The sequence below is a fragment of the Micromonospora sp. 15K316 genome (assembly GCF_004348525.1).
Classification (GTDB): domain Bacteria; phylum Actinomycetota; class Actinomycetes; order Mycobacteriales; family Micromonosporaceae; genus Micromonospora.
The window spans coordinates 1-21,360 of record NZ_SMKG01000065.1 but is presented as its reverse complement, the minus strand read 5'-3'; the positions used below and the strand labels follow the sequence as shown (position 1 = coordinate 21,360).

Annotated in this window: 24 protein-coding genes; 9 read left to right on the top strand and 15 right to left on the bottom strand. The window is 73.5% G+C overall.

Going from position 1 to position 21,360, the window contains the following annotated elements; all coding sequences use genetic code 11:
• The first annotated feature begins 2 nt into the window (after positions 1–2).
• The gene (locus tag E1211_RS15145; RefSeq protein WP_243709541.1) at positions 3–449 is read left to right on the top strand and encodes an FmdB family zinc ribbon protein; all 447 of its coding nucleotides are present in this window, start codon (positions 3–5) and stop codon (positions 447–449) included.
• A gap of 281 nt (positions 450–730) precedes the next feature.
• A complete protein-coding gene (locus tag E1211_RS15140; RefSeq protein ID WP_132349501.1) occupies positions 731–1,312 on the top strand; it encodes a flagellar biosynthesis protein FlgA in 582 nt (193 codons plus the stop codon).
• A 129-nt stretch (positions 1,313–1,441) separates the two neighbouring features.
• On the opposite strand, the gene E1211_RS32515 is transcribed toward E1211_RS15140, so the two are convergent.
• Positions 1,442–1,615, bottom strand: coding sequence for a hypothetical protein (locus tag E1211_RS32515; protein WP_165947261.1), 174 nt, complete (start codon positions 1,613–1,615; stop codon positions 1,442–1,444).
• A gap of 198 nt (positions 1,616–1,813) precedes the next feature.
• On the opposite strand from E1211_RS32515, the gene E1211_RS15135 reads away from it, so the two are divergent.
• Positions 1,814–2,203: a hypothetical protein gene (locus E1211_RS15135; RefSeq protein WP_207915374.1), complete on the top strand. Its 390-nt coding sequence runs from the start codon at positions 1,814–1,816 to the stop codon at positions 2,201–2,203.
• A gap of 183 nt (positions 2,204–2,386) precedes the next feature.
• Here the strand turns inward: E1211_RS15135 and E1211_RS32510 are convergent, their stop codons facing one another.
• Positions 2,387–2,869: a DUF2231 domain-containing protein gene (locus E1211_RS32510; protein WP_165947260.1), complete on the bottom strand. Its 483-nt coding sequence runs from the start codon at positions 2,867–2,869 to the stop codon at positions 2,387–2,389.
• Between the two features lie 188 nt (positions 2,870–3,057).
• Between E1211_RS32510 and E1211_RS15125 the strand changes: the two genes are divergently transcribed.
• Both E1211_RS15125 and E1211_RS15120 read left to right on the top strand, forming a co-directional pair.
• A complete protein-coding gene (locus E1211_RS15125) occupies positions 3,058–3,489 on the top strand; it encodes a Fur family transcriptional regulator (RefSeq protein WP_132349497.1) in 432 nt (143 codons plus the stop codon).
• Positions 3,490–3,568: 79 nt separating this feature from the next.
• Positions 3,569–4,429 carry an oxygenase MpaB family protein gene (locus E1211_RS15120; RefSeq protein ID WP_132349495.1) on the top strand — a complete coding sequence of 287 codons (861 nt, stop codon included), beginning with the start codon at positions 3,569–3,571 and terminating at the stop codon, positions 4,427–4,429.
• Positions 4,430–4,438: 9 nt separating this feature from the next.
• On the opposite strand, the gene E1211_RS15115 is transcribed toward E1211_RS15120, so the two are convergent.
• The 11 genes from E1211_RS15115 to E1211_RS15070 form a co-directional block, all read right to left on the bottom strand.
• A complete protein-coding gene (locus E1211_RS15115) occupies positions 4,439–5,281 on the bottom strand; it encodes a RecB family exonuclease (RefSeq protein WP_371686160.1) in 843 nt (280 codons plus the stop codon).
• Positions 5,282–5,421: 140 nt separating this feature from the next.
• Positions 5,422–6,036 carry a MarC family protein gene (locus tag E1211_RS15110; RefSeq protein ID WP_132349491.1) on the bottom strand — a complete coding sequence of 205 codons (615 nt, stop codon included), beginning with the start codon at positions 6,034–6,036 and terminating at the stop codon, positions 5,422–5,424.
• Positions 6,037–6,076: 40 nt separating this feature from the next.
• On the bottom strand, positions 6,077–6,955 hold the full coding sequence (locus E1211_RS15105; protein WP_371686158.1) for a PHP domain-containing protein: 879 nt from the start codon (positions 6,953–6,955) through the stop codon (positions 6,077–6,079).
• 190 nt (positions 6,956–7,145) lie between these two features.
• Positions 7,146–8,381 carry a hypothetical protein gene (locus E1211_RS15100; RefSeq protein ID WP_207915373.1) on the bottom strand — a complete coding sequence of 412 codons (1,236 nt, stop codon included), beginning with the start codon at positions 8,379–8,381 and terminating at the stop codon, positions 7,146–7,148.
• Between the two features lie 44 nt (positions 8,382–8,425).
• On the bottom strand, positions 8,426–9,250 hold the full coding sequence (locus E1211_RS33420; RefSeq protein WP_243709540.1) for a SigE family RNA polymerase sigma factor: 825 nt from the start codon (positions 9,248–9,250) through the stop codon (positions 8,426–8,428).
• 101 nt (positions 9,251–9,351) lie between these two features.
• Positions 9,352–10,227: a PH domain-containing protein gene (locus tag E1211_RS15090; RefSeq protein ID WP_132349487.1), complete on the bottom strand. Its 876-nt coding sequence runs from the start codon at positions 10,225–10,227 to the stop codon at positions 9,352–9,354.
• Between the two features lie 6 nt (positions 10,228–10,233).
• The gene (locus E1211_RS32505; protein ID WP_007455302.1) at positions 10,234–10,392 is read right to left on the bottom strand and encodes a hypothetical protein; all 159 of its coding nucleotides are present in this window, start codon (positions 10,390–10,392) and stop codon (positions 10,234–10,236) included.
• A gap of 116 nt (positions 10,393–10,508) precedes the next feature.
• Positions 10,509–11,195: a DUF6758 family protein gene (locus E1211_RS15085; protein ID WP_371686159.1), complete on the bottom strand. Its 687-nt coding sequence runs from the start codon at positions 11,193–11,195 to the stop codon at positions 10,509–10,511.
• 137 nt (positions 11,196–11,332) lie between these two features.
• Positions 11,333–11,956: an RNA methyltransferase gene (locus tag E1211_RS15080; protein ID WP_132349484.1), complete on the bottom strand. Its 624-nt coding sequence runs from the start codon at positions 11,954–11,956 to the stop codon at positions 11,333–11,335.
• Positions 11,957–12,010: 54 nt separating this feature from the next.
• Positions 12,011–12,526 carry a hypothetical protein gene (locus E1211_RS15075; protein WP_132349482.1) on the bottom strand — a complete coding sequence of 172 codons (516 nt, stop codon included), beginning with the start codon at positions 12,524–12,526 and terminating at the stop codon, positions 12,011–12,013.
• Between the two features lie 199 nt (positions 12,527–12,725).
• Complete coding sequence (locus E1211_RS15070; protein ID WP_132349480.1) at positions 12,726–13,241, bottom strand: MaoC family dehydratase; 516 nt, start codon at positions 13,239–13,241, stop codon at positions 12,726–12,728.
• 553 nt (positions 13,242–13,794) lie between these two features.
• Here E1211_RS15070 and trxA point away from each other — a divergent pair.
• The 3 genes from trxA (at position 13,795) to E1211_RS15055 (ending at position 15,887) form a co-directional block, all read left to right on the top strand.
• A complete protein-coding gene (gene trxA / locus E1211_RS15065) occupies positions 13,795–14,157 on the top strand; it encodes a thioredoxin (RefSeq protein ID WP_076470621.1) in 363 nt (120 codons plus the stop codon).
• Between the two features lie 198 nt (positions 14,158–14,355).
• Positions 14,356–14,796, top strand: coding sequence for a hypothetical protein (locus E1211_RS15060; RefSeq protein ID WP_132349478.1), 441 nt, complete (start codon positions 14,356–14,358; stop codon positions 14,794–14,796).
• On the top strand, positions 14,793–15,887 hold the full coding sequence (locus tag E1211_RS15055) for an HTTM domain-containing protein (protein WP_243709539.1): 1,095 nt from the start codon (positions 14,793–14,795) through the stop codon (positions 15,885–15,887). The genes E1211_RS15060 and E1211_RS15055 overlap by 4 nt, the downstream gene beginning before the upstream one ends.
• A gap of 1,196 nt (positions 15,888–17,083) precedes the next feature.
• Here the strand turns inward: E1211_RS15055 and E1211_RS15045 are convergent.
• Positions 17,084–18,940, bottom strand: coding sequence for a dynamin family protein (locus E1211_RS15045; protein WP_132349476.1), 1,857 nt, complete (start codon positions 18,938–18,940; stop codon positions 17,084–17,086).
• Between the two features lie 109 nt (positions 18,941–19,049).
• Positions 19,050–19,964: an IniB N-terminal domain-containing protein gene (locus E1211_RS15040; RefSeq protein ID WP_132349474.1), complete on the bottom strand. Its 915-nt coding sequence runs from the start codon at positions 19,962–19,964 to the stop codon at positions 19,050–19,052.
• A gap of 303 nt (positions 19,965–20,267) precedes the next feature.
• Between E1211_RS15040 and E1211_RS15035 the strand changes: the two genes are divergently transcribed.
• The coding region (locus tag E1211_RS15035; protein WP_132349472.1) for an Hsp70 family protein at positions 20,268–21,360 on the top strand (1,093 nt) is incomplete at its 3' end.

Genomic DNA, 21,360 nt, shown 5'->3' with positions numbered 1-21,360 from the left:
CATTGGCACTCGAAGACGTCGAGTGCCAACCGGCCGAACCCGATCCGGAGGAGAAAGTGCCCACGTACCAGTACGCCTGCACCGCGTGCGGTCACCAGCTCGAGGCGGTGCAGTCCTTCTCTGACGCCCCGCTGACCGAGTGCCCGGAGTGCGCGGGACGGCTGCGCAAGGTCTTCAACTCGGTGGGCATCGTGTTCAAGGGCTCGGGCTTCTACCGCACCGACTCGCGCTCGTCCGGCTCGGACACCGTCTCGGCGTCCTCCGAGGGCGGCAAGTCCACGAAGTCCGACTCGTCCTCCAACACCTCCACCTCGACCGCGTCGTCCGGTTCGAACGGCTCCTCCGGTTCGAACGGCTCCTCCGGTTCGAACGGCTCGTCGTCGAGCGGGTCGTCGTCGAGCGGCGCGTCCTCGTCGAGCAAGGCGCCGGCCGCCAGCAGCTCGTCCTGACCGCGTCACGGTTCCCGCAGATCTACCGCGCCGGTGCACCCCTGAGCAGGGGGTGTACCGGCGCGCTCGTACCCGCGCCGGCGGCCCGCCCGACCGGGCGCCACCGGGCGCCCGGTACGTGAACCGAGCGGCACCTACCAGAGCCACGCCGCCCGCGGGAGTTATCCACAGGCCACTGCGTTGTCCACAGGCTGTGGTCGGCGGCCCGCACCCTGGGCAGCCCACGCCTAGCGTCGCTGCTGAGGGGCGTCGCGTCGGCGCCCAGCGGAGGCGGAGGCGTGATGGCTGACACGGGCACGGCGGCTTCCCTGCGCCCGGCACGCCGACCGCGCCTGCCGACGCGCGGCGCCCTGCTCCGCGCCGCACTCGTCGCCGCGCTGCTCGGCCTCGCGGCGGCCGTACTGCACACCCCGTCCGGCTGCCCGCCGCCGCGGGCCTCCGCTCCGGCCGGGTCGACCCCGCAGCCCGGCCCGGGGGACGATGGTGTCCCCTCCACGACGGTCACCCCGACGCCGTCCCGGGCGACCGACCGGAGCCCGATCGCGGCGGCCGTCGCCCCCCACCGGGTCGGGGAAGGCTTGCCGCTTCCCGCCGGCAGCGTGGGCGTGCCGGTCCGGTTGGCCGAGCCGGCCGCGCTCGCGGTGGTACGCCCCGGCGCCCGCGTCGACCTCCTCGCCGCGTCGGCGGGTAGCCGCTCCGGCGAGGCCAGCCTGCTCGCGAGCGGCGCGCTCGTGCTCGACGTCGTGAACGCCGGCGCCATGGACGGCTCCGCCGCGCTCTATCTCGCCCTCAGCCCCGGCCAGGCGCAGCGGACCGTCGGGCAACCGGAGGGCAGCCGGTTCGCCGTCGTGGTACGCGGATGAGCCCACCCGCCGAGTCGGCCGCCACCACAGCAGCCCCCGTCACGGCAGCCGGAGCATCGGAGGCAGCACGTCGTGGTGCCGCTCACCACGTCCGTGCCGGTCAGGCGGCGGCGACGATGCGGGTGGAGGTCAGTCCCAGTGCGGAGGTCGCTCGGCGATCAGCCAGTCGTCGTTGCCGGTGGCGCGCTCGCCCCAGCCGCGGTCCGTGTCGTCGCTCGTCTGCTCGGGCAGCACCACGAATTCGTCGCTCAGGTCGACGGTGCGATCGTCGTCACGGCGGAAACCCGGGTCCTCGGTGCTCACGAGCGGCAAGGGTAACGCAGCTCCGGGCCGCGCGCCCCGTTCGCCGACCCCGGTCGAGCCTGATCAACTCGGCTTTCCGGGAAGTCGCGGTGTCATCGCGCCGGGACACCCCCGACTTCCTGATCTCGGGTCGATCTGTCCGGCCGCTCGGTCGCGTCCCCCGGAAGAGCACGGCGCGCGTTGGTAGCGTCGGACGGCGTGACGACCCCCAACGCCGGCAGCTCCCCGGACGACTTCTGGCGGCGACCCCCGTCCGGCGGCGAAGGGCTGCCCGACCGGGCGACGGCTCCGATCACCGGCGACCGCACCACCTCCGCCGAGGGCAGCCCACCGGGCGCGAACGCGGGGCCGGGCGGGTCGCCGTACGCCGGATACTCCGGCCCACCGCCGAGCACTCCACCGCCGGCCGGTTGGCGTCCCCCCGTTCACCTGCAACCGGCCGCCCCGCGCTCCCTGCCACCGCAGGACATGGCCGCGCTGGACCTGGCCGAACAGCGGGCGCAGCGCGTCACGTACTCGGTCGGCGCGGTGGCCGGCGTGGTGCTGGTGATCCTGGTCTGCCTGCTCTGCTCGCGGCTCCTCTTCTGAGCCGCCCGGCCGCCGCACCCGGCGCAGGCTGGTGCGGTTCGGCCGCTGAGTGGCGTCGCGACGTCGCCGTCCTGGCAGAGCACCACCCGGTCCGCCGCCACCCCGACCACCGCGCCACGACCGCCTCTGGCAGTTCCGCCGCGGCGCAGGCGGGCCGGCGGCGGAGTCAGCGTGCCGGCGACGTCAGAGCGTGGTGCCCCAGACGGTCTCGGCGCCCGAGTGGCCGGTCAACCAGACGTAGATCAGGGCGGCGATGGAGAGCCCGACCACCGCGACCGACAGCACCGGGGTGACCAGCGTGGGCAGCTTCGGCACCCGCCGGTGACCGCTTGTCGACACCAGCAGCAGGAGCACCACGATGCCGAGCGGGACGACGATCCGGAACAGGATGTCGCCGTAGCGGGAGTGCTCGAAGATCTGGTCGAGGATCGGCCCCTGGAAGCCCCGGGCGACCAGCGCGTCGTTCAACGCCTCCCCCGACTCCACCGCGACGAACGCGGTGATCGGGGCGAGCACGGCGAGGATCGCCACCGCCCAGTCCAGCCGGCGTCGCCAGCGGGGCAGCGCGACGTACGCCACGGCGAGCAGCGCCAGCAGCGGCACGAAGACCACGACCGCGTGCACCACCAGGACGTGGACCGGCAGGCCCAGTATCTGCTCGAACATCGGCACCTCCGGGAGGCCTTCACGATCGCGGACTGCCAGCGTACGGGCACACCCGTCGCTACCAGACTTCTCGATCGACTACACGCAGCCACCCCGGAACCGGTTCACCGCCTGCCGAGCGGATCGACTCCGGTGGCCGTCGACACGGCTCGGTTGTCGACCACGCCGGCGCGTGCTGTCATTGCCTCATGTCAGCTGGCGAGGAGTTACTCCGGTCGAAGGGTCTGCGCGTCACCCGCCCGCGCCTCGCCGTGCTCGACGTGCTCGCCGGTGGCGGCCACCTCGAGGTCGACGAGATCACCCGCCGGGTGCGGGAGCGCCTCGACTCGGTCTCGACCCAGGCCGTCTACGACGTCCTGGGGGCGCTCACCCGGGCCGGTCTGTCCCGCCGGATCGAGCCGGCCGGCAGCGCCGCCCGCTACGAGGCCCGGGTCGGCGACAACCACCACCACGTGGTCTGCCGGGGCTGCGGCGAGATCGCCGACATCGACTGTGCGGTCGGCGCCGCCCCCTGCCTCGACCCGAACACCGCCACGCACGGCTATGAGGTCGACGAAGCGGAAGTGACCTTCTGGGGGCTCTGCCCGACCTGCCGGGCCCGCCGCGACCTCGACGAGTGAGACCTCGCCGGCCCGTGTCCGGCAGGTCCGATCGGCCGACGAGCGGGACATCGGAGCCCGTGCATGGCAGGCTTGACCGGTGGAATCCGACGACCTCGGCCTGTTCGGCCCCGGTTCGGTCACCTGGAAGGTGCACGCCGAACCGGTCCTGATCGTCGCCGGTCTCCGCGCGCTCTACCTCCAGGCGCTGCACCCGCGGGCGATGGCGGGGGTGGCGCAGAACAGCGACTACCGCAGCGACTCGTGGGGGCGTCTCGTACGCACCGCCACCTACGTCGCCACCACCGTCTACGGCACGACGGCCGAGGCCGAGGCGGCCGGTGCCCGGTTGCGCCGGCTGCACGAGCGGCTGCGGGCGACCGACCCGATCAGCGGCGAGCGCTTCCGGATCGACGAGCCGGAGCTGCTGCGGTGGGTGCACGTGACCGAGGTGGAGTCGTTCCTCGACACCGCCCGGCGGGCCGGTCTGCCGCTGACCCCGGCCGAGGCGGACGGCTACTACACCGAGCAGCGGCGGGCGGCCACCCTGGTCGGCCTGGACCCGGCCACCGTCCCCGGCACCGCCGCCGAGGTGGGCGAGTACTACCGCAGCGTCCGGCCGGAGCTTCGGATGACCCGGGAGGCGGCCGAGACCGCCCTCTTCCTCACCGCCCCGCCGCTGCCGTGGAAGCTGAGCCTGCCGGTCCGGCTGGGGCTGACCCTCGGACCGCCGAGGTGGGCGTACCTCGGGGTCGCCGGCACCGCCCTCGCCCTGCTACCGGCCTGGGCCCGTCGGATGTACGGCGGCCTCGGGCTGCCCACGACCGCCCTGTCGGCCGATGTGACCGTACGGGGACTCCGCATGGTTCTCGCCGCGCTGCCCCGCCGCTGGCGGGAGGGCCCGTTGCAGCAGGCCGCCAATGAACGGGCCGCCCGTCTCGCCGGCGCGCCGGCGCCGTGACGGGTCGGCTCACCCCTGCGCGGGCGTGCCCTCGGCCGGACGTTCGACAGCCGCCCACGGATCCTTGCCCGGCGTCTGGCTACCGGCCGGGCAGCTGCGCCGGTAGTCGCACCAGCCGCAGCGGGCACTCGGGGCGGTGGGAAAGGCGTCGTCCGGATCCGCGCCGCCGGCGACCGCCTTCTCGGCGGCCATGATGTCCTGGGCGGTCTCCTCCGCCCGGCTCAACTGCCGGGCCAGCGACTCGACGGTGTGCTCGTGCGCGGCGACCGTGCCGGTCGGCAGGTGGTGCAGCTCCACCCGGCGGCACGGCCGGCGGAACGTCCGCTCGGCCGCGTAGGCGTAGAGCGCCAACGCCTGCGAGCCCCGCGCGTCGTCGCTGTCGAGCCCGCTGCGGCCGGTCTTGTAGTCGACGATGACCAGCTCGGGACCGTCGGGGCCAGGCCGGGCGTCGATCCGGTCGGCGCGGCCGTTGAAGGCGAGCACCGCCGTCTTGACCGCCACCACCCGCTCGACACCGAGCGGGTCGACCTCCGGCTCCAGCGTCTCGACGTAGGCCTCCAGCCAGCCCAGCGCCCGTCGGTAGGCGGCCCGTTCCTGCTCCTCGTCGCGGTAGCCCTCCCGCACCCAGGTGCCCCGCAGCAGCCCGGCCAACGCCTCCGGGCGACGCCGCTCGGTGGGCAGCGCATACCAGTTGCGCAGGGCGGTGTGCACGCTCGCGCCGAGGGAGTTGTGCGCCCAGGGCGGGCCCTTCGGCGGGGCGGGACGGTCGAGGTAGGAGTAGCGGTAGCGACGGGGGCAATCGGCGTAGGCGCCGAGCTTGCTCGGCGTACAGACGAAGAGCCGCTCGGGCATTCCCTCGAAGCCGAGTTGCTCGGCCTGCTCCCCCCGGGGGCGGGGCGCGCGGCCACCGGCGGAGGAAGGTCGTCCGGCTGAGGAGGGTCGTCGCACACCCGAGATCCTGCCATCGGCGTACGACAACTCCGCCGGCGCGCTCAGACCATCTGCGTGTAGTGCCGCACGAACGCGGCGACCGCGTCGGCGATGAGCTGCACCGCGATGGCGGCCAGCAGCAGACCCGCGATCCGGGTGAGCACCTCGATCCCGCCCGGCCGGAGGATCTTGACTATCCCGCCGGAGAAGCGCAGGACGATCCAGACGGCGATCATCACCGAGATGATCCCCGCCGCGATGGCGGTGTAGTCGCTCGGCCCCTCCGCCTGCTGGACGAAGAGCATGGTCGCCACGATCGCGCCGGGACCCGCGAGCAGCGGGGTGCCCAGCGGCACCAGGGCGATGTTCGAGGTGGACTGGCCGCTCGGCTCGTCGCCCTTGCCGGTCAGCAGCTCCAGTGCGACGAGCACCAGCAGCAGCCCACCGGCTGCCTGGAGCGCCGGTAGGTCGACGTGCAGATAGTCGAGGAGGGTTTGTCCGGCCACCGCGAAGACCACGATCACACCGAGCGCCAGCGCGACCGCCTGCCACGCCGCCCGGTTCCGGTCCCGGGCGGGCAGCGGACCGGTCAGCGCGACGAAGATCGGCATCATGCCCGGTGGGTCGGTGATCACCAGCAAGGTCACGAAGACCTCGCCGAGAAGCTTCAGATCCACCCGATCAAGGTAGCCGCGCTCTCACGAGCCAAAACGCGGATCAGCCGGAAGCGATCCCGGTCACTCCGCCGGCGCCGGCCACGATCCTCTCGTACGCCTCCGGGCTGGTGGTGAACGCGCCGAGCCGGACGGTCTTGTGCGTGCCGTGGAAGTCCGACGAGCCGGTGAAGAAGAGCCCGAGCTCGACGGCGAGGGCACGAACGTGCGCCCGCTCCTGCGGCGAGTGGTCCTCGTGGTCGGCCTCCAGCCCGGCGAGCCCGGCGGCGGCGAGCTCGACGATCAGCTCGTCCGGCACCACCCGGCCCCGACGGGTGGCGCGCGGATGGGCGAAGACCGGCACACCGCCGGCCGCCCGGACCAGCCGGACCGCGTGGAAGACGTCGATGTCCTCCTTCGGCAGCCGGTAGCGCTCGCCCAGCCAGTCCGGCCCGAACGCCTCGGTGGTGGTGGCCACCAGCCCGGCGCGGATCAGCGCCTGGGCGATGTGCGGCCGGCCGACGGTTCCACCGCCCGCGCCGGTCAGGATCTCCGCCCAGTCGACGTCGATGCCGTCGGCCCGGAGCAGGTCCACGATCCGCTCGCCGCGCACCTCCCGCGCGGCCCGCACCCGGGTCAGCTCGGCGACCAGCTCCGGATGGTCGGGATCGAAGAGGTACGCGAGCAGGTGCAGCGGCACCGGCGGGTCAGCGCCGAACCAGCGGCAGGAGAGTTCGGCGCCGCGGACCAACCGCAGCCCGGCCGGCAGCGCGGCCACCGCCGGCGCCCAGCCGGCAGTGGTGTCGTGGTCGGTGATGGCCACCACGTCGAGTCCGACGTCGGCGGCGGCCCGCACCAGCTCGGCGGGGCTCAGGGTGCCGTCGCTCGCCGTCGAGTGGGCGTGCAGGTCGATCCGGTGGCCCGGGCCGCGGTCGGAGATCACCGCTCGACGCTACCGTCCCGCCGGGCTGCCGCCTCGGAGCCGGGCCCGCGGCGGGCTGCCGTGCGGTCACCTCGGAGCCGGGCCGGCGGCGGGCTGCCGCGCCGCCGGCGAGCGGCCGGGCCCGCAGCACGGTGGCCGCCGCCGGTGAGCGGCCGGACAGGACGTGCGCCGCCGACGGGCACACCCCCGGTCAGGAGCCGGTCACCACCACCGGCCGGTTCGAGGCGTCCGCTCCGGGCACCACGGTGGCCTCGCCGGGCTCTCCGGCGTGCACCCGGTCCGGGGTGAGCCGCACCAACCTGCCCGACTCGTCGACGTAGGCCGCCTCGTCGACCGCGTTCCAGGCCACCGAGCCGGTCAGCGGCGGGCCGGCGTGCCCGGCCACGAGGGGCTGGTCCGCGGGCGTGCCGCCGATCCTGGACACGTCGACCAGCAGGGCACCGGCCTTCTTGCCGGACTCCCCGTTCAGCAGCAGCCATCGGCCGTCCGGCGAGACCGCGCCGAGCCCGTCCCGGCTGAGCGCCGGCCCGCAGGCCGTCTCGACCGGGGTCAGGGTCCGGGACGGGTCGAGCAGTGCCAGGCAGGGGTTGCTGGCCACCTTGCCGGGCACCTGGCCGACGAGACGGCCGTCCGGGAGCACGCCGTAGACGTTCAACGTGGTCCGGTCCGAGCCGGCCTCCAGCGGCGCCGTCGCCGGGCTCCACAGCGCGTGACCGGGCCGGTCCGGGTCGGTCCGGACCAGGACGGCGTTCCCGACGAAGCCCACCGGCACGGCACCGGCCGGCGCGGGGGTGCGTACGGGAGCGATGAGCTGGGTGCGGACGAGCCCGGCGGCGGCGATCTCGCCACCGTCACGCCAGGCGACCTGCCGGCCGTCGGTGGCCACCGCGATCGCGTCCGCACCGTCCAGCAGCACCTGCGGGGTGCCGCCGCGGGGTATCGCCCAGAGCGTCCGGCCGGCCGCGGTCGGCGCCCCGACCACCAGCCACCCGGCGTTCTCCGGCAGCCGCTGGGCCCGCTCCGCCGGGCCGATGCCGTCGAGCGCCACCCGCTCGCCGTCGGCGCCGAGGATCGCGCCGTCGAGAAGTACGTCGGGACCGGCGTCGGGGGCGACCGGTGGCCCGCCGACGCCGGTCGGCGAGGGCAGCGGCTCGGGCCGGGCCTGGTTGGACGGGTCGCCGAGCACGACCGTGGGGGGCTGGGCAGGTCGACGTGTCGCGTCCCCGAGCTGGCCGACACCCGCGCTGACCACCACGGTCGCCACGGCGGCCATCGCCAACCCGGTCGCCGTGCGCCTCCGCTGGGTGCGCCGGGCGCGACGGATCGCCGCCCCGGCCGGGTCCGCCGCGCCCGGGCGGGGTGCGGCGACCTGCTGGGCGAACGTCTCCCGGAGCGCCCGTTCCAGCTCGTCCTGCGTCACGTGCATTGGACGCGCCGGTGCCTCGCTCCGGTTGTCAGGGCCGAGAGAAATCATTCCTGCTCCCCGGCGGAGGCACCGGCGGACGCCGGCACGGCCGAGAGCTGGGCCACGACGGGGCCCGGGTCGGCGTCCGGCGCCGTCGCGAGCTGCCGCGCCACGCCCGTCGACCGGTCGGCGCCGTCCGCGACGGGCGCGGCCGGTTCCGGCCGGGCGGCGTTCGGTGCCGGAGCTGCGCCGGCGGGGCCGGCCGACACCTCCATCGGATCGGCCGCGGTGACGCGCGGCCCGGACTGGTCGAGCCGAGCCCGCCTGTCTCCCGCGCGGGGTGGCGGGCTCGGTCGCGCCGGCTCGGCGGTCCGCTCCGCGGCGAGGTCGAGCGCCGCCTCGGCGCCCAGCCTGCGGCGCAGCGTGGCCAGGGCGCGCGCGGTCTGACTCTTGACGGTTCCCGCCGAGATGCCGAGCAGGGCGGCCGTCTGTGCCTCGGACATGTCCTCGTAGAAGCGCAGCACCAGGACCGCCCGCTGCCGGTTGGGCAGGGCGCGCAGGTGCCGCCAGAGCAGGTCCCGGTCGAGCTGCCGCTGGATCTCGTCGGCGCCGGCCTGCTCCGGGAGAACCTCGGTGGGGCGCTCGCCGTGCCAGCGCCGGCGCCACCAGCTGGTCGAGGTGTTGACCAGGACACGCCGAGCGTACGGCTCCACCGCCTCGATCCCGCCGAGCCGCCGCCAGGCGAGGTAGGTCTTCGTCAGGGCGGTCTGGAGGAGGTCCTCGGCGGTGGCCCAGTCGCCGGCGAGCAGGTACGCGGTGCGCAGCAGGGCGGCGGAGCGAGCCGCGACGAACTCGCGGAACTCCTCCTCCGACTGGTCCCTGCTGGCCACTGGACACCTCCTGAGAGCCCGGACGAACCAGGCTGCCATGAGCAGGCGGGCCGGGACGAGATCCGAAGGTGTGCAGTTCATCCCATGTTCGGGGGAACCTGTCAGGCGCCGTCGTCGGCCTTCGCCTCGTCCGCCTCCTTGCCGAGCCGGGCCTCGACCGCCTGCGGCTCGTACATCTCCTCGACCACTCGCAGGTAGAGCTCGTTCGGGTTGGGCAGATTCTTGATCTCCCGGAGCGCCTGTTCCTGGCCGGCGGACTCCAGCACGAAGGTGCCGTAGTTGAGCGCCCGACCGGTCGGGGTCTGCTCGTACTTCATGTCGGTGACCCGCACCAGGGGCATCATGGCGACCCGCCGGGTGATGATCCCGTTGACCACCATCACCCGCTTGTTGGTGAGGATGAACCGGTCATACCACCAGTCGGCGACCCGCCAGGCCACCCAGCCCATCACCGCGAACCAGAGCAGCACCGCGACGGTGGTGAGCGCCCCGACGTTCTGCCCGGCGAGGAAGCCCGAGAGGTAGCCGAGCACGAAGGTGGCCGCGATGCCGACGAGGATCGGCGTGGCGAGGTGGATCCAGTGCCGCTTCCACTCACCCCGGTAGCGCTCGGTCGGGAAGAGGTATCGGGCGACCAGCGAGCTGGGCTCATCCTCCAGCGGCAACACCCGTCGAGGAGTGTTGCCGGCCGCGTCGGCGCGCAGCCCGGCCAGTTCCTCCTCCGAGATCACCGGCTGCTGGTAGCCACCCTCGGGGTCGCGGATCCAGGAACGGCCGGACCGGCCTTCCCCCGCGTAGCCGGGGCCGTCGCCGTAGCCGGCGTCGTCCGAAAAGGACGGACCGTCCGAGAGGCCGGCACCGGAGCCGTAGCCCGGGCCCTCCTCCGGGGGGACCCGGGGGATGGGCTCCGTGTCGCGTTCCCGCCGCTCCCGATCAGGATCGTCGGGGTCGAACGGCGGACCGGGGGGGCTGCCCATCGGCGGTCAGGCCACCAGGCTGGTGAAGAAGTCGCCGAAGCCCTGGGCGATGTCCATGATCCCGCCGCCGAGCGACTTGAACACGTCCGCGGCGGAGTTCGGCCGGTACGCAACAAAGAAGATCAAGAATGCGATACCGGCCCAGGTGAGGACCTTCTTGACCATGGCGGGCCATCCTCTCGCGCGGCGCCGGGTCCCATTACCGCAGCGGCACCCAGAGTATCAGTGTGGTGTCGTACAGTGAATATCTGCGTCCGTTCTCCGTCATTCCGGGCCGGCTGTCAAGCCCTCCCGTGCAAATACGGAGATGGTGCGCCGTACACGAGTTCGGGGGGAGTCCACTCGGTCAGGTCGTGCAGCACGACCTCCTCCGCGAGCAGGTGCCCCGCGCTCGCCGGCCAGGCTATCGCATGGAGCCACAAACCCCGAGCTTCGCCGGCGTACGCGCTTCGATCCGTGGGGGAGTTCACCAGCCACAGTGGAGTCGGATGCCCGCCGACCTTGATCCGGGCCTGGCCGACGTGCTCGGGGTGGCCCGGTCCGGGGTCGCTCAACGCATCCGCCAGTTGTGGTCCCGGATCGGGTCCGGCCATGGCGGCGAACCGGCTGCCCAACCCCACGCCCGGCTCCTCGGCGACGAAGACCAGGTCGGCCGGGCCGCCACCGAGCGGGGCGGGGCCCGCACAGGCCACCGCCGTGGCGCGTACGCCGCTGCGATCGTCTCCCGCGTACGCCACGCCGGTCATCGTCCAGCCGGTCGGCAACGGCCACGGACACCAGAGCGGGGTGGCCTGCCTCCCGGGCGGATCGGCGTCGGCGACGATCCGCTCCACCACGCTGGCGACGATCTCGGCTCCGACGCGCTCGGGCACGTGCAGCGGCGAGACCGGCCCGCACCGGGCGCACCGTGTCTCGGAGTGCATGAGGTCGGGTGGCCGTACGGGCCCGCCGCACCGGGGACAGCTCACCGCGACACTCACCACTCCACCGTCACCCCGCACGGCGGAGTCGTCAAGCGGAGCGGCCGCATCCGTCCCATCGCGACGGCGGACGACGCGACACGCCGAGCATCGTCACTCGTCCGTGGGCGCGGCGAGCGCGCACGTCACTCCGGGGGCGCTCCGGCGTGCGTCCGGATCCAGGCGTGCATGGCGATGCCGCTCGCCACCCCGGCGTTGATGGACCGGGTCGAGCCGTACTGCGCGATGGAGAAGACCTCTCCACAGGCGACGCGCGCCGGCTCGGAGAGACCGGGCCCCTCCTGGCCGAAGAGGAGCACGCAGCGCCGCGGCAGCGTGGCGCTCTCCAGCGGGCGCGACCCGGGCAGGTTGTCGATGCCGACGACGGGCAGCTCCCGCGCCGCCGTCCAGGCCACGAACTCCTCGATCGTCTCGTGGTGCCGGACGTGCTGGTAGCGGTCGGTGACCATCGCGCCGCGCCGGTTCCATCGCCGCCGTCCCACGATGTGCACCTCGGCGGCGAGGAAGGCGTTGGCGTTGCGGACCACCGTGCCGATGTTGAAGTCGTGCTGCCAGTTCTCGATCGCCACGTGGAACTCGTGCCGGCGCCGGTCCAGGTCGGCAACGATCGCCTCGTGGTTCCAGTAGCGGTAGCGGTCCACGACGTTGCGCCGGTCCCCCGCCGCGAGCAGCTCCGGGTCGTACCGCGGGTCGGTAGGCGGGTCACCCGTCCAGGGGCCCACACCGACGTCGAGCTGGTCACCGGTCACGATCAGCAGAGCGTACGGCGGTGCCGGGCGACCACGCGCGGGCGGGTGGGTGCTTCAGCGCAGACCCAGCGCGTCGCCGAGGCGGTCCAGGAAGCGGAGGTCGGCCGGGGCCGGCGGCTCCCCGGCCGGCCGCACCCGCCCGGCCGGGGGCACCCGGCAGACCCGGGCCGCGACGGACTGCACCCACTGCCGGTACGCGGCCGAGTCGGCGGGGTCGGCGCGGCGATCGAGCACCCGCACCGCCTCCCGGCAGGCGGCGAGGAGGTCGACCAGGTCGGTGTCCCCGGCGCCGGCCACCGGTTGGCCGTCGGGGCGGGCGTAGATGGCGCTCACCACCGCACGGACGAGGTCGCTGTCGAACGAGCGGCCGGCCGTCAGCGCCTCCAGGCCGGCGAGCCCTTCGGGCAGCCCCCGCCGCGGCCGGCCGGGACCGGGTGCGGTGGCGGCCACGAGAACCCGGGCGGGCAGGCTCGTGAGCAGATCCCACTCGGCGGCGGGGTAGACGGCGGTGGTCGGCGGTGCGGCACGGCGGCCGGCAGAGGGCGGCTCTCCGGCGACGGAGTGACTCATGCCGCCGCTCCGCTTCGCTCCGCGGCGCCATGAGGCACCGACGCGCTGAGCCCGATGGTTCGCTCGCTGCGCTCGCTCATCGCGGGACCTCCGGCGTCAGCATATGCCCCGAATCACGAAAAGAGCCCCTTCCCCACCAGAACCCGGGGAAGGGGCGAGGCCGGCCGGCGTGCGTCCCGGACCGGTGCCGCGAGACCGGTCAGCGCGGCTCGGGGAAGCTCGGTCGCTCCGGGTCCACGCCCTCGGGCACGTCACTGAGGGCGTACTCCCGTTTGGGGACCATGACGCGGCGGCGGAACACGCAGACCAGGGTGCCGTCCTGCTTGTAGCCGCGGGTCTCGACCGAGACCACGCCCCGGTCCGGCTTGGAGGCCGACTCGCGCTTGTCGAGCACCGTCGTCTCGCCGTAGACGGTGTCGCCGTGGAAGGTGGGGGCCAGGTGCCGGAGCGACTCGACCTCCAGGTTGGCGATCGCCTTGCCGCTGACGTCGGGTACGGACATGCCCAGCAGCAGCGAGTAGATGTAGTTGCCGACCACGACGTTGCGCTTGAACTGGGTGGCCGACTCGGCGTAGTGGGCGTCCATGTGCAGCGGGTGGTGGTTCATGGTGAGCAGGCAGAACAGATGGTCGTCGTACTCGGTGACGGTCTTGCCGGGCCAGTGCCGGTAGACCGCGCCGACGTCGAACTCCTCGTAGTAACGGCCGAACTGCATCCTGGTCCCCTTCGACGGGCGGCGATGGAGTTCGGCACAGCATGCCTTACCGATCGCTAAGGTGCGGCGCACCGAGGGGGGCCAGGCGGAAATGTCACACGGGCCACATCCGGGGGGAGACGCAATGAGCGGCGGGGCCCTCCCCGGCACCCGCCGCCCACGCTCTGATGCGGAAGATTCTGCCGTACGCCCGTCCGGTTCGAACAGAGAGCCAGATCACATTTACCCTTTTGTAACAACACTCTCCGTGTTCGCTCACCCTCTTGTACGCGATCTCCGCGACGGAGATAGCTCCTTGTCAAGCCCCCACTTACCGATTTGCGCCGGTCAATCGTACGGATCTCTACGGGAGCGCTCCCATTACACTTGGTCACGCAACTGCGACATGCACTTGCGATCCACAGGACGGACACTGACAGACGCAGGTCGATGACCCGCCGTACCCCGCGGACCCGGGCGGGTGGCGCCGTTTCGGCACCCGGCGAACGGGAATGCGATGCGGTCCACCCTGGTTCTACGGGTCGTACGTATAGCGCGCTGATCGGAGACTTCAATGGCAACCGTCGAGCTGACCACGGCGAACTTTGACGAGGTGACCGGCAAGGACGGGATCGTCCTCGTCGACTTCTGGGCCGACTGGTGTGGCCCGTGCAAGCGGTTCGCCCCCGTCTACGAGCGCTCCTCGGAGAAGCACCAGAACATCGTCTTCGGCAAGGTCGACACCGAGGCGCAGCAGGAGCTGGGCGCCAAGTTCGACATCCGGTCCATCCCGACCATCATGGCGATCCGGGACGGTGTGATCGTCTTCGCGCAGCCGGGCGCCCTGCCCGAGTCGGCGCTGGAGAACCTGATCGAGCAGGTCGAGGCACTCGACATGGACGACGTCCGCCGTCAACTGGCCGAGCACAAGCACTGAGCCGGTCGAGACCGGTTCGACGGCCGGGCCCCCGCCAGGGGCGCCCGGCCGTCGGCCTTTCCGGCCGCAGCCGGCCGAGCGGGGACGGCCGGCCGAGCGTGGTAGCCGGCCGAGCGGAGACGCCGGCACACCGGTCGAGGGACGTTGACCGTAGGAGGGACCCATATCGACCCTTCCTTCCCGTAGGGTCACGATCCGATGGAGACCTTGACCCGCCGGGGACGGGCGGCCCGGGTCGGCGCGACGGCGCTCGGCCTGGCCGTCCTGCTGACCGGCACGCTCTGGGGCACCGACGACGACTTCCCCTTCGGCCCCTTCCGGATGTACGCGACGTCCAACCCGCCGAACGCGCCCGCCCCGGACACCCGGGTCGAGGGCGTCGACCGCACCGGAACGGTGGTGAGCCTCGGCGAGGACGCGACCGGTCTCCGCCGGGCCGAGATCGAGGGCCAGCAGAGCCGGTACGTCGCCGACCCCGCGCGGCTCGCCGAGGTGGCCGAGGCGTACGCCGAACGGCACCCGGACGCGCCCGCGCTGGCCGAGGTCCGCATCGTGATCCGCTGGTTCGGGATCCAGGACGGGCGCCCGACCGGCCGGTACACCGACGAGACAGTGGTCAGCTGGCAGGTGCCCGCATGATCCGCTGGTTGACCGAACCGGTGCCGCGCGGCCGGCTGGCCGCCTTCCGCACCCTGATCTACCTCTTCGTCGCCGCCGACCTGGTGTTCTTCACCCCCTGGGTACGCACCCGGGTCAGCGTGCCCGGCGAGCTCTACCAGCCGCTGCTGGCCGGTCGGCTGCTGCCGCTGCCGACGCCCACACCGGAGCTGGTGGCGGTGATCTTCTGGGCCCTGCTGGGGCTCGCCCTGCTCGCCGCGACCGGGCGGGCACCCCGGCTGCTCGGCTGGTCGGTCTTCGCACTCTACCTCGAGTGGATGATCGTCGCGATGAGCTACGGCAAGGTCGACCACGACCGGTTCGGGCTGCTCGTGGCGCTGGCCGTGCTCCCCACCGCCGGGCGCGCCCGGCACGGCGACCTCACCCGCTGCCAGGCGGCCGGCTGGGCGTTGCGGGTCACCCAGATCGCCGTCGTCTGCACCTACTTCCTGGCGGCCTGGGCGAAGCTACGCTTCGGCGGCCTGGACTGGTTGACCGGCTCGGTCCTCGCCCGGGCGATCATCCGGCGCGGCACGGAGCTGGCAGACCTGATCGCGCAGGTGCCGTACCTGCTGATCGTCGCCCAGTTCGGCATCATCGCCTTCGAGCTGGCCAGCCCGGTGGTCTTCCTGCTACCCGCCCGATGGCGGTCGCTGACGGTCGGCTTCTTCTACTCGTTCCACCTGGTCACCTTCGCGACCATCACCATCTCGTTCGCGCCGCACCTCGCGGCGATGACCAGCTTCCTGCCGCTGGAGCGGGTCCGCCCGATCCAGTGGCTGCGCGGGCTGCGGCGAAGGGGCTCACCGGCCGCCCTCGGCCAGCTCGGCGAGCATCCCCTCACAGCTGCGGACGACGACCTGGGCCCCGCGCCGCTGGGCCAGCCGGAGCAGGGGGTCCTCGGCCCGGTCCCGCCAACGCCACTGGGCCTCGGCGGCGGCCTCCCAGAGCCGCCGCACACCGGCGTCGTGCTCGACGCCGAGCCGGGTGGCGAGTCCGACCCCGTCCCCACCGACCAGCCGCCGCGCCTCCGCGGCAACCTCGGCGTCGAACCCGAGCCGGGTGTCGCGTAGCGCGGCGAGCAGCCGCAGCTCCCGGAACTCGTGCGCGCCGGCGAGGATCTGCTCGACGGTCGCCAGCAGCTCGGCGGCACCCCGCCGGGGTTCGGCCCGCAGCAGCGCCTCGACGGCGGCGAGCGCCGAGCGGGACTTGAGCGTCTCCCGGCGGTCGACGAAGAACCGGGCGACCGACTCGCGCAGCTCGGCCAGGCCGCTGCGGCGGATCAGCTCGCCGGAGAGGGTCGCCCGGTTGTCGCAGCCGGTGCGTACCAGGGTGGTGGCGAGCCGGACCCCGAAGAGGCCGAGCCGGTCCAGCAGCCCCGCGCGCACCTCGGCGTCCAACGGCACCGGCAGCTCGCTGCGGAGGAAGCGGTCGGCGGAGAGCAGGTACCCCTCCAGCTGCGGCCTCGGCACCGCGGCGAGCTGGGCGAGCGCCGCGAAGTCGGACTCGCTGAGCACCCGGCCGGCCAGCCCGAGCAGCCCGCTGCACGCCACCACGGTGACGCTGAGCGCGTTCACCCGCGGATCGCGATGCTGGCGGCGGGCGAGCTGGCGGGCGGTGAGCAGCGCGTCGATCTTTCCGCCCCCGGTCTCGTCGGCCCGGGAGAGCACCATGATCGTGTTGATCGGGGCGGCCTGCCCGACCGCGCTGTCCCGGCCCGACTCCAGCACCCGCAGGTCGGTGCCGCGGCCGTCCCGGGTCAGGTAGAGCAGCGCGTCCGCCTCCCGCAGCACGCGGTCCATCACCGGCGGCCGGCCGCCCTCCACCGGGCCGGTGATCGCGGGGGTGTCGAGGAGAGTCACCTGCCGCAGCGCCCGGGTGGGCCAGCGCACCACGATGTCGCGCAGCTCACCGGCGCGCCAGCCGACGAGGTCCACCCGCATCCCGGTCGCCGACTTCACCATCGTCAGCTCCTGCGGCGGGTGGCCGGCCGAGTACGCGGTCGCCCGTGGCTGCGGGCCGTCCTCGTACCAGGTGAAGACGGGGCTGCCGTCGGCTCCGGCGACCGGCGCGACCTCCTCGCCCATCATCGCGTTGAGCAGCGTCGACTTTCCGGCTCGCCAGGGGCCGGCGAGCGCGACCCGCAGCGGTTGCTCCAGCCGGGCGAGCTGGTGCCGCAGGTGACCGGTGGCCCGGGGATCGTCCCGGTACAGCTCGAGGGCCTGGTGCAGCAGTCCCCAGACCGCCTCGTCCAGGCGCAGCCCGACGGTCATGAGCGCGGCTCCAGCGGCACCGCCGCCGGCCGGGCCGCGGTCAGCTGCTGGGCCTGGTCGTAGAGCGCGGCCAGCCGGGTCATCTTCAGCTTGATCTCACGCTGCCGCTGCTCGCGGGCGGCCGCGTCGGTGTCGGCCGCCTGCTTGGCGGTACGCAGCGACTGGACGATCGCCTCCTGCAGCTCCTCGGTCAGCGCGGCGAAGTGGTCCCGCAGCATCCGCTGCACCTGGCGGGCCGTGTCCCGGCACTCCTTGACCACCCGCACGAAGTAGTCGTCGACGTGGCGCTGCACGGCGGTCTTGACGGTGGCCTGGCGGCGGCGCAGCAGCTGCTTGCTCTCGTCCCGGATGCTCTTTCCCCCGAAGAGCGCGCCAGCGCCGATCGAGACCGGGTTGATCATCGGCATGCCGGCGAGCGTCATGGCCAGGCCGAACATCAGCAGGCCGCCGTAGGAGCCCTTCATGCCGGTGATCACCTTCTGGCTGACGGTGAAGCGGTCGATGCTCGGCTGGTCGAGCTCCGGCGTCCGGTCGGCCAGGTCCTCGGGCACCGTCATCGACCAGGGCGGCAGCACGTCGTAGCCGTACCGGGCGAAGTGGCCGGCGACCCGCCGGGCGACGAAGTCGCAGCGCTGGGCCAGCCACTCGTGGTTGGCCTCGGCCGCCTCGGCGAGGTTGCGTGACAGCCACTCCTGGAAGGTGTCCCAGGCGACCAGTGGATCGGCCGAGTCGAAGGCGTCGTCGACCTCGCGCAGAATCTGGCGGGTACGCTCCCGCAGGTCGTACTCGATGTCGGACAGCAGGTCGGCCATCTCGTCGTTGAGCGTGTTCTGCCACCGTACCGAGCAGCGGCGCAGCTCCTCGACCTCGCGTTGGGCGGCGTGCAGCCGGGACATCGGTCCGGACTGCTCCTCGGCCTGCTGGCTCTCCAGCTCGGCGCGCAGCGGCGCGGCGAGCTGCTCGACCACCGTCCGGGCGGTCAGGCCGACAGTGGCCCGGGCCAGCACGTCGGCCTTGCCGGCCAGGTCCCGATGCAGCCGGGCGATCAACGCGGGGAAGCCGGACTCGACGTTGAGATCGCGGTCGTCGGCGGTGGCCGCGCGCAGCCGCAGGGCCGCCGAGACGGGGATCAGGGCCGCCGGCACGCCGGCCTCGGCGAGGTGGCGCTGGTTGCGTTCGGCCACCGCCCGCCAGTCCGGCACCAGGTCAATCTTGGTTTGCACGACGAGCACGTTCGGATGAGCGCGGGTGACGTGCAGCAGCACGTTCAGCTCGGCCACCGAGAGTTCCCGGGTCGAGTCGGAGACCAGCAGCACGGCGTCCGCCCGGTTCAGCGCGGCGACGGAGGCGACGCCGCCGGGCGTGCCGATCTCGTCGGCGCCGGGAGTGTCCACGAGGACCAGCCCGGCGCCGAGCAGCGCGCGCGGCAGTCCGATCTCGACGTACGCGGGGCCACCTCCGGGCCGGCGGCCGTACGTGCCGGCGACGCCCGCCGCGATCTGCTCCACCGGCACCGGAGTCCGCTCGACGGTGCCGGGCAGCGCGGTCCCCGGCGACCGGCCGGGTGCCACCGGCGGAACCTGGACCACGGCCGCCGCCGCGACCTCGGCGTGCTGCACGACGGTCGGCAGGACGGTGGTGCGGCCGTCGCCCACCGGGCAGACGGGCGCGTTGACGATCGCGTTCACCAGTTGGCTCTTGCCCTGGTTGGGCTCCCCAATGACCAGCACACGCAGTGTCGGGTCGAGCAGTTGCGCGCGCTTCTGCCGGACCGCCTGGAGCAGGTCGCCACGTCCGTGTTCGCGGCACGTACGGGCGATCTCGTCCAGCACGTCGAGCCAGATCCCCGCCATCACCGCACCAAGTGTGCGGATTTCGGCTCAATTATCAAGAGGGGCGGGGACGAAGATGGAGGGCCGGGCCGCCACGGCGACCCGGCCCTCCTGCTCCGACCGAGGGAGGTCAGAGCAGACCGTCGGTGATGCCCAGCAGGCCGCCGCCGTGGGACGCCGAAGCGTCCCCGTGGACCCCGGCGTCGCCGGTCACCCCGTCGGTGACGCCACCGGTCACGCTGCCCACCGTGCCGGTCACGCCGGAAAGAAGTCCATCCACCTGGTGCGTCACGCCGCCCACCGTGCCCGGCACGTCGACCGGCGGGACGACCCCGCTGCCGCCGTCGTGCAGGCCCAGCCCGCCCAGGGTGTCGTCGACGCCGAGCGAGTCGACGAGGCCGCCGACCTGCCCCGTGGTGCCGGAGAGCGTCCCGCCCAGCAGGCCGTTCGAGCCGCCGAGCAGGTTCTCCGGGGTGCCGAGCAGGCCGTGGTCGGTGGCGTCCAGCACCGTCTCCGGGCTGCCGAGGGTCCCCGTCACGTCCCCGACCACCGGGTCGGCGACGGTGTCCACGGCACCGACCACGTCGGCGTCGAGGGTGTGCGCGACGTCGTGCACACCGGTCAGGTCGGTGCCGAGGCCGCCGGGGCCGACGCCCAGGCCGATGCCGGGCAGCACCGTCGCGCCGGCGGCGACCGACGTCGGGTCGACCGCGATGGCCCCCAGCACGCCCGCCTTGACGTCCAGCCCGTTGTAGCCGTTGGTGACCGAGATCTGCTGCGCCACCTGCTGCAGCTGACCGACCACATCGGTCGCGTCGGTCACCAGCGGCTCGGCGCCGAGCTCACCGAGCACCGGGGCGACCGGGGCGAGCCCCTGCACCGGCGCGTAGTCGACCACCAGCGGCACGACGTCCTGCACGTCCGCGGCCGTGATGTCGGTCAGGCCGGCGGCCCGCAGCGCACCCTCCGGGTCGAGGTCGAACGCCGACCGGGCGTCAGCGTCGGTGAGCAGGTTGAGCACGAAGTCGTGCAGGGTCTGATCCATGTGCCGCTTCTCCTCGGATGTGGGCGTCGTCGACCGCCGTTCGTCGACAGCGACGCTATGACCACCCTGCGGGACCGGGCATCGGGGAACGGCCCGCAATCCGCACCGCCCGGTTAGGGTCTTCCTCTCATCGTCCGTTAGGGGGAGTGGGGGAAACGAGGCGGCCAGATTTAGGGTCCCGATGCCGGAGCGATCTCTGGTACGAACGTAGGAGCCCACGGGGATTCGCCGGGGGTGGGTCGTTCACCCCGTGGGAAACCCGCGGCTCGGCGACCGGCCGACTCCGGCGAAGGAAGAAAGCGCATGCCGTACGTCCTGGGGATCGACATCGGGAGCACCACCACCGCGGCCACCGTGGCCCGTCGGCGCGGCGCCAGCTGGGCCCGGCCCGAGACGGTCGCGCTCGACACCGGCACCGCCACCGTGCCGTCCGTGCTGCACCTGGGCGACGACGGAACGCTGGTGGTCGGGGAGTCCGGAACCGACGACGGGAGCCGGACGGCCCGGGGATTCCTGCACCGGGTCGGCGACGACGTGCCGCTGCTGCTGGCCGGGGAGGCCTGCCCACCGCACCTGCTCACCGCCGTGCTCGCCACCTGGGTGGTGGAGCGGGTCCTCGCCCGGGAGGGTGAGCCGGCCGACGCCGTCGTGCTCAGCCACCCCGCCGGCTGGGGACGGCACCGCCGCGAACTGCTGCGCAACTCCCTCTGGGAGCTGGGCATGTCCCACGTGACGCTGCTGCCCCGGACGGTCACCGTCGCCGAGAGCCACGCCGCACGGGGATTCGCCGGCAGCACCGCGGCGGTGTACGCCCTCGGCGGGGAGAGCTTCGAGGCCGCCCTGGTCCGGCGCGACGCGCACGGCCGGTACGAGACCCTCGGCCTCCCGCAGGGGCTCGACTGGATCGGCGGCGCCGACTTCGACGAGGCGCTCGCCGAACACGTACAGACCGCGTTGGCCCGGGAACTCGCCGCCGCCGGCCGCCGGGGGACGTACGCGACCCTGCGCGCGCTGCGACCCGAGTGCGAACGGGCGAAGCGGGAACTGACCGTCGGCACCGAGACCGACGTACTGCTCAACCTGCCGGCCGGCCCGACCCGGGTTCCGGTGAACCGGGCACAGTTCGAGGAGATGATCCGGCCGGCCGTGCAGGCCACCGTGGACCTGCTGCTGCGCACCGTGCTCTCCGCCGGGCTGCGCGTCGCCGACCTCGACGCGGTCCTGCTGACCGGCGGGTCCACCCGGATCCCGCTCGTCGCCGAGCTGCTCACCGCCGCGTTCCCGGTGCCGGTCGAGGTGGAACCCGACCCGCAGCTGACCGCCGCCACCGGCGCGGCGCTGGCCGCCTGCCAGGTGGTGTCGCCACGGCCACGGCCGTCCGAGCCCGCCCGCACAC

Bases quoted from the DNA above. Each gene is read 5' to 3' on its own strand.
- E1211_RS15140 (WP_132349501.1), top strand. From the start codon at position 731: ATGGCTGACACGGGCACGGCGGCTTCCCTGCGCCCGGCACGCCGACCG.
- E1211_RS32510 (WP_165947260.1), bottom strand. From the start codon at position 2,869: ATGTTCGAGCAGATACTGGGCCTGCCGGTCCACGTCCTGGTGGTGCAC.
- E1211_RS15125 (WP_132349497.1), top strand. From the start codon at position 3,058: ATGTCAGCTGGCGAGGAGTTACTCCGGTCGAAGGGTCTGCGCGTCACC.
- E1211_RS15115 (WP_371686160.1), bottom strand. From the start codon at position 5,281: ATGCCCGAGCGGCTCTTCGTCTGTACGCCGAGCAAGCTCGGCGCCTAC.
- E1211_RS15100 (WP_207915373.1), bottom strand. From the start codon at position 8,381: ATGCACGTGACGCAGGACGAGCTGGAACGGGCGCTCCGGGAGACGTTC.
- E1211_RS15090 (WP_132349487.1), bottom strand. From the start codon at position 10,227: ATGGGCAGCCCCCCCGGTCCGCCGTTCGACCCCGACGATCCTGATCGG.
- E1211_RS32505 (WP_007455302.1), bottom strand. From the start codon at position 10,392: ATGGTCAAGAAGGTCCTCACCTGGGCCGGTATCGCATTCTTGATCTTC.
- E1211_RS15075 (WP_132349482.1), bottom strand. From the start codon at position 12,526: ATGAGTCACTCCGTCGCCGGAGAGCCGCCCTCTGCCGGCCGCCGTGCC.
- E1211_RS15070 (WP_132349480.1), bottom strand. From the start codon at position 13,241: ATGCAGTTCGGCCGTTACTACGAGGAGTTCGACGTCGGCGCGGTCTAC.
- trxA (WP_076470621.1), top strand. From the start codon at position 13,795: ATGGCAACCGTCGAGCTGACCACGGCGAACTTTGACGAGGTGACCGGC.
- E1211_RS15060 (WP_132349478.1), top strand. From the start codon at position 14,356: ATGGAGACCTTGACCCGCCGGGGACGGGCGGCCCGGGTCGGCGCGACG.
- E1211_RS15055 (WP_243709539.1), top strand. From the start codon at position 14,793: ATGATCCGCTGGTTGACCGAACCGGTGCCGCGCGGCCGGCTGGCCGCC.
- E1211_RS15045 (WP_132349476.1), bottom strand. From the start codon at position 18,940: ATGGCGGGGATCTGGCTCGACGTGCTGGACGAGATCGCCCGTACGTGC.
- E1211_RS15040 (WP_132349474.1), bottom strand. From the start codon at position 19,964: ATGGATCAGACCCTGCACGACTTCGTGCTCAACCTGCTCACCGACGCT.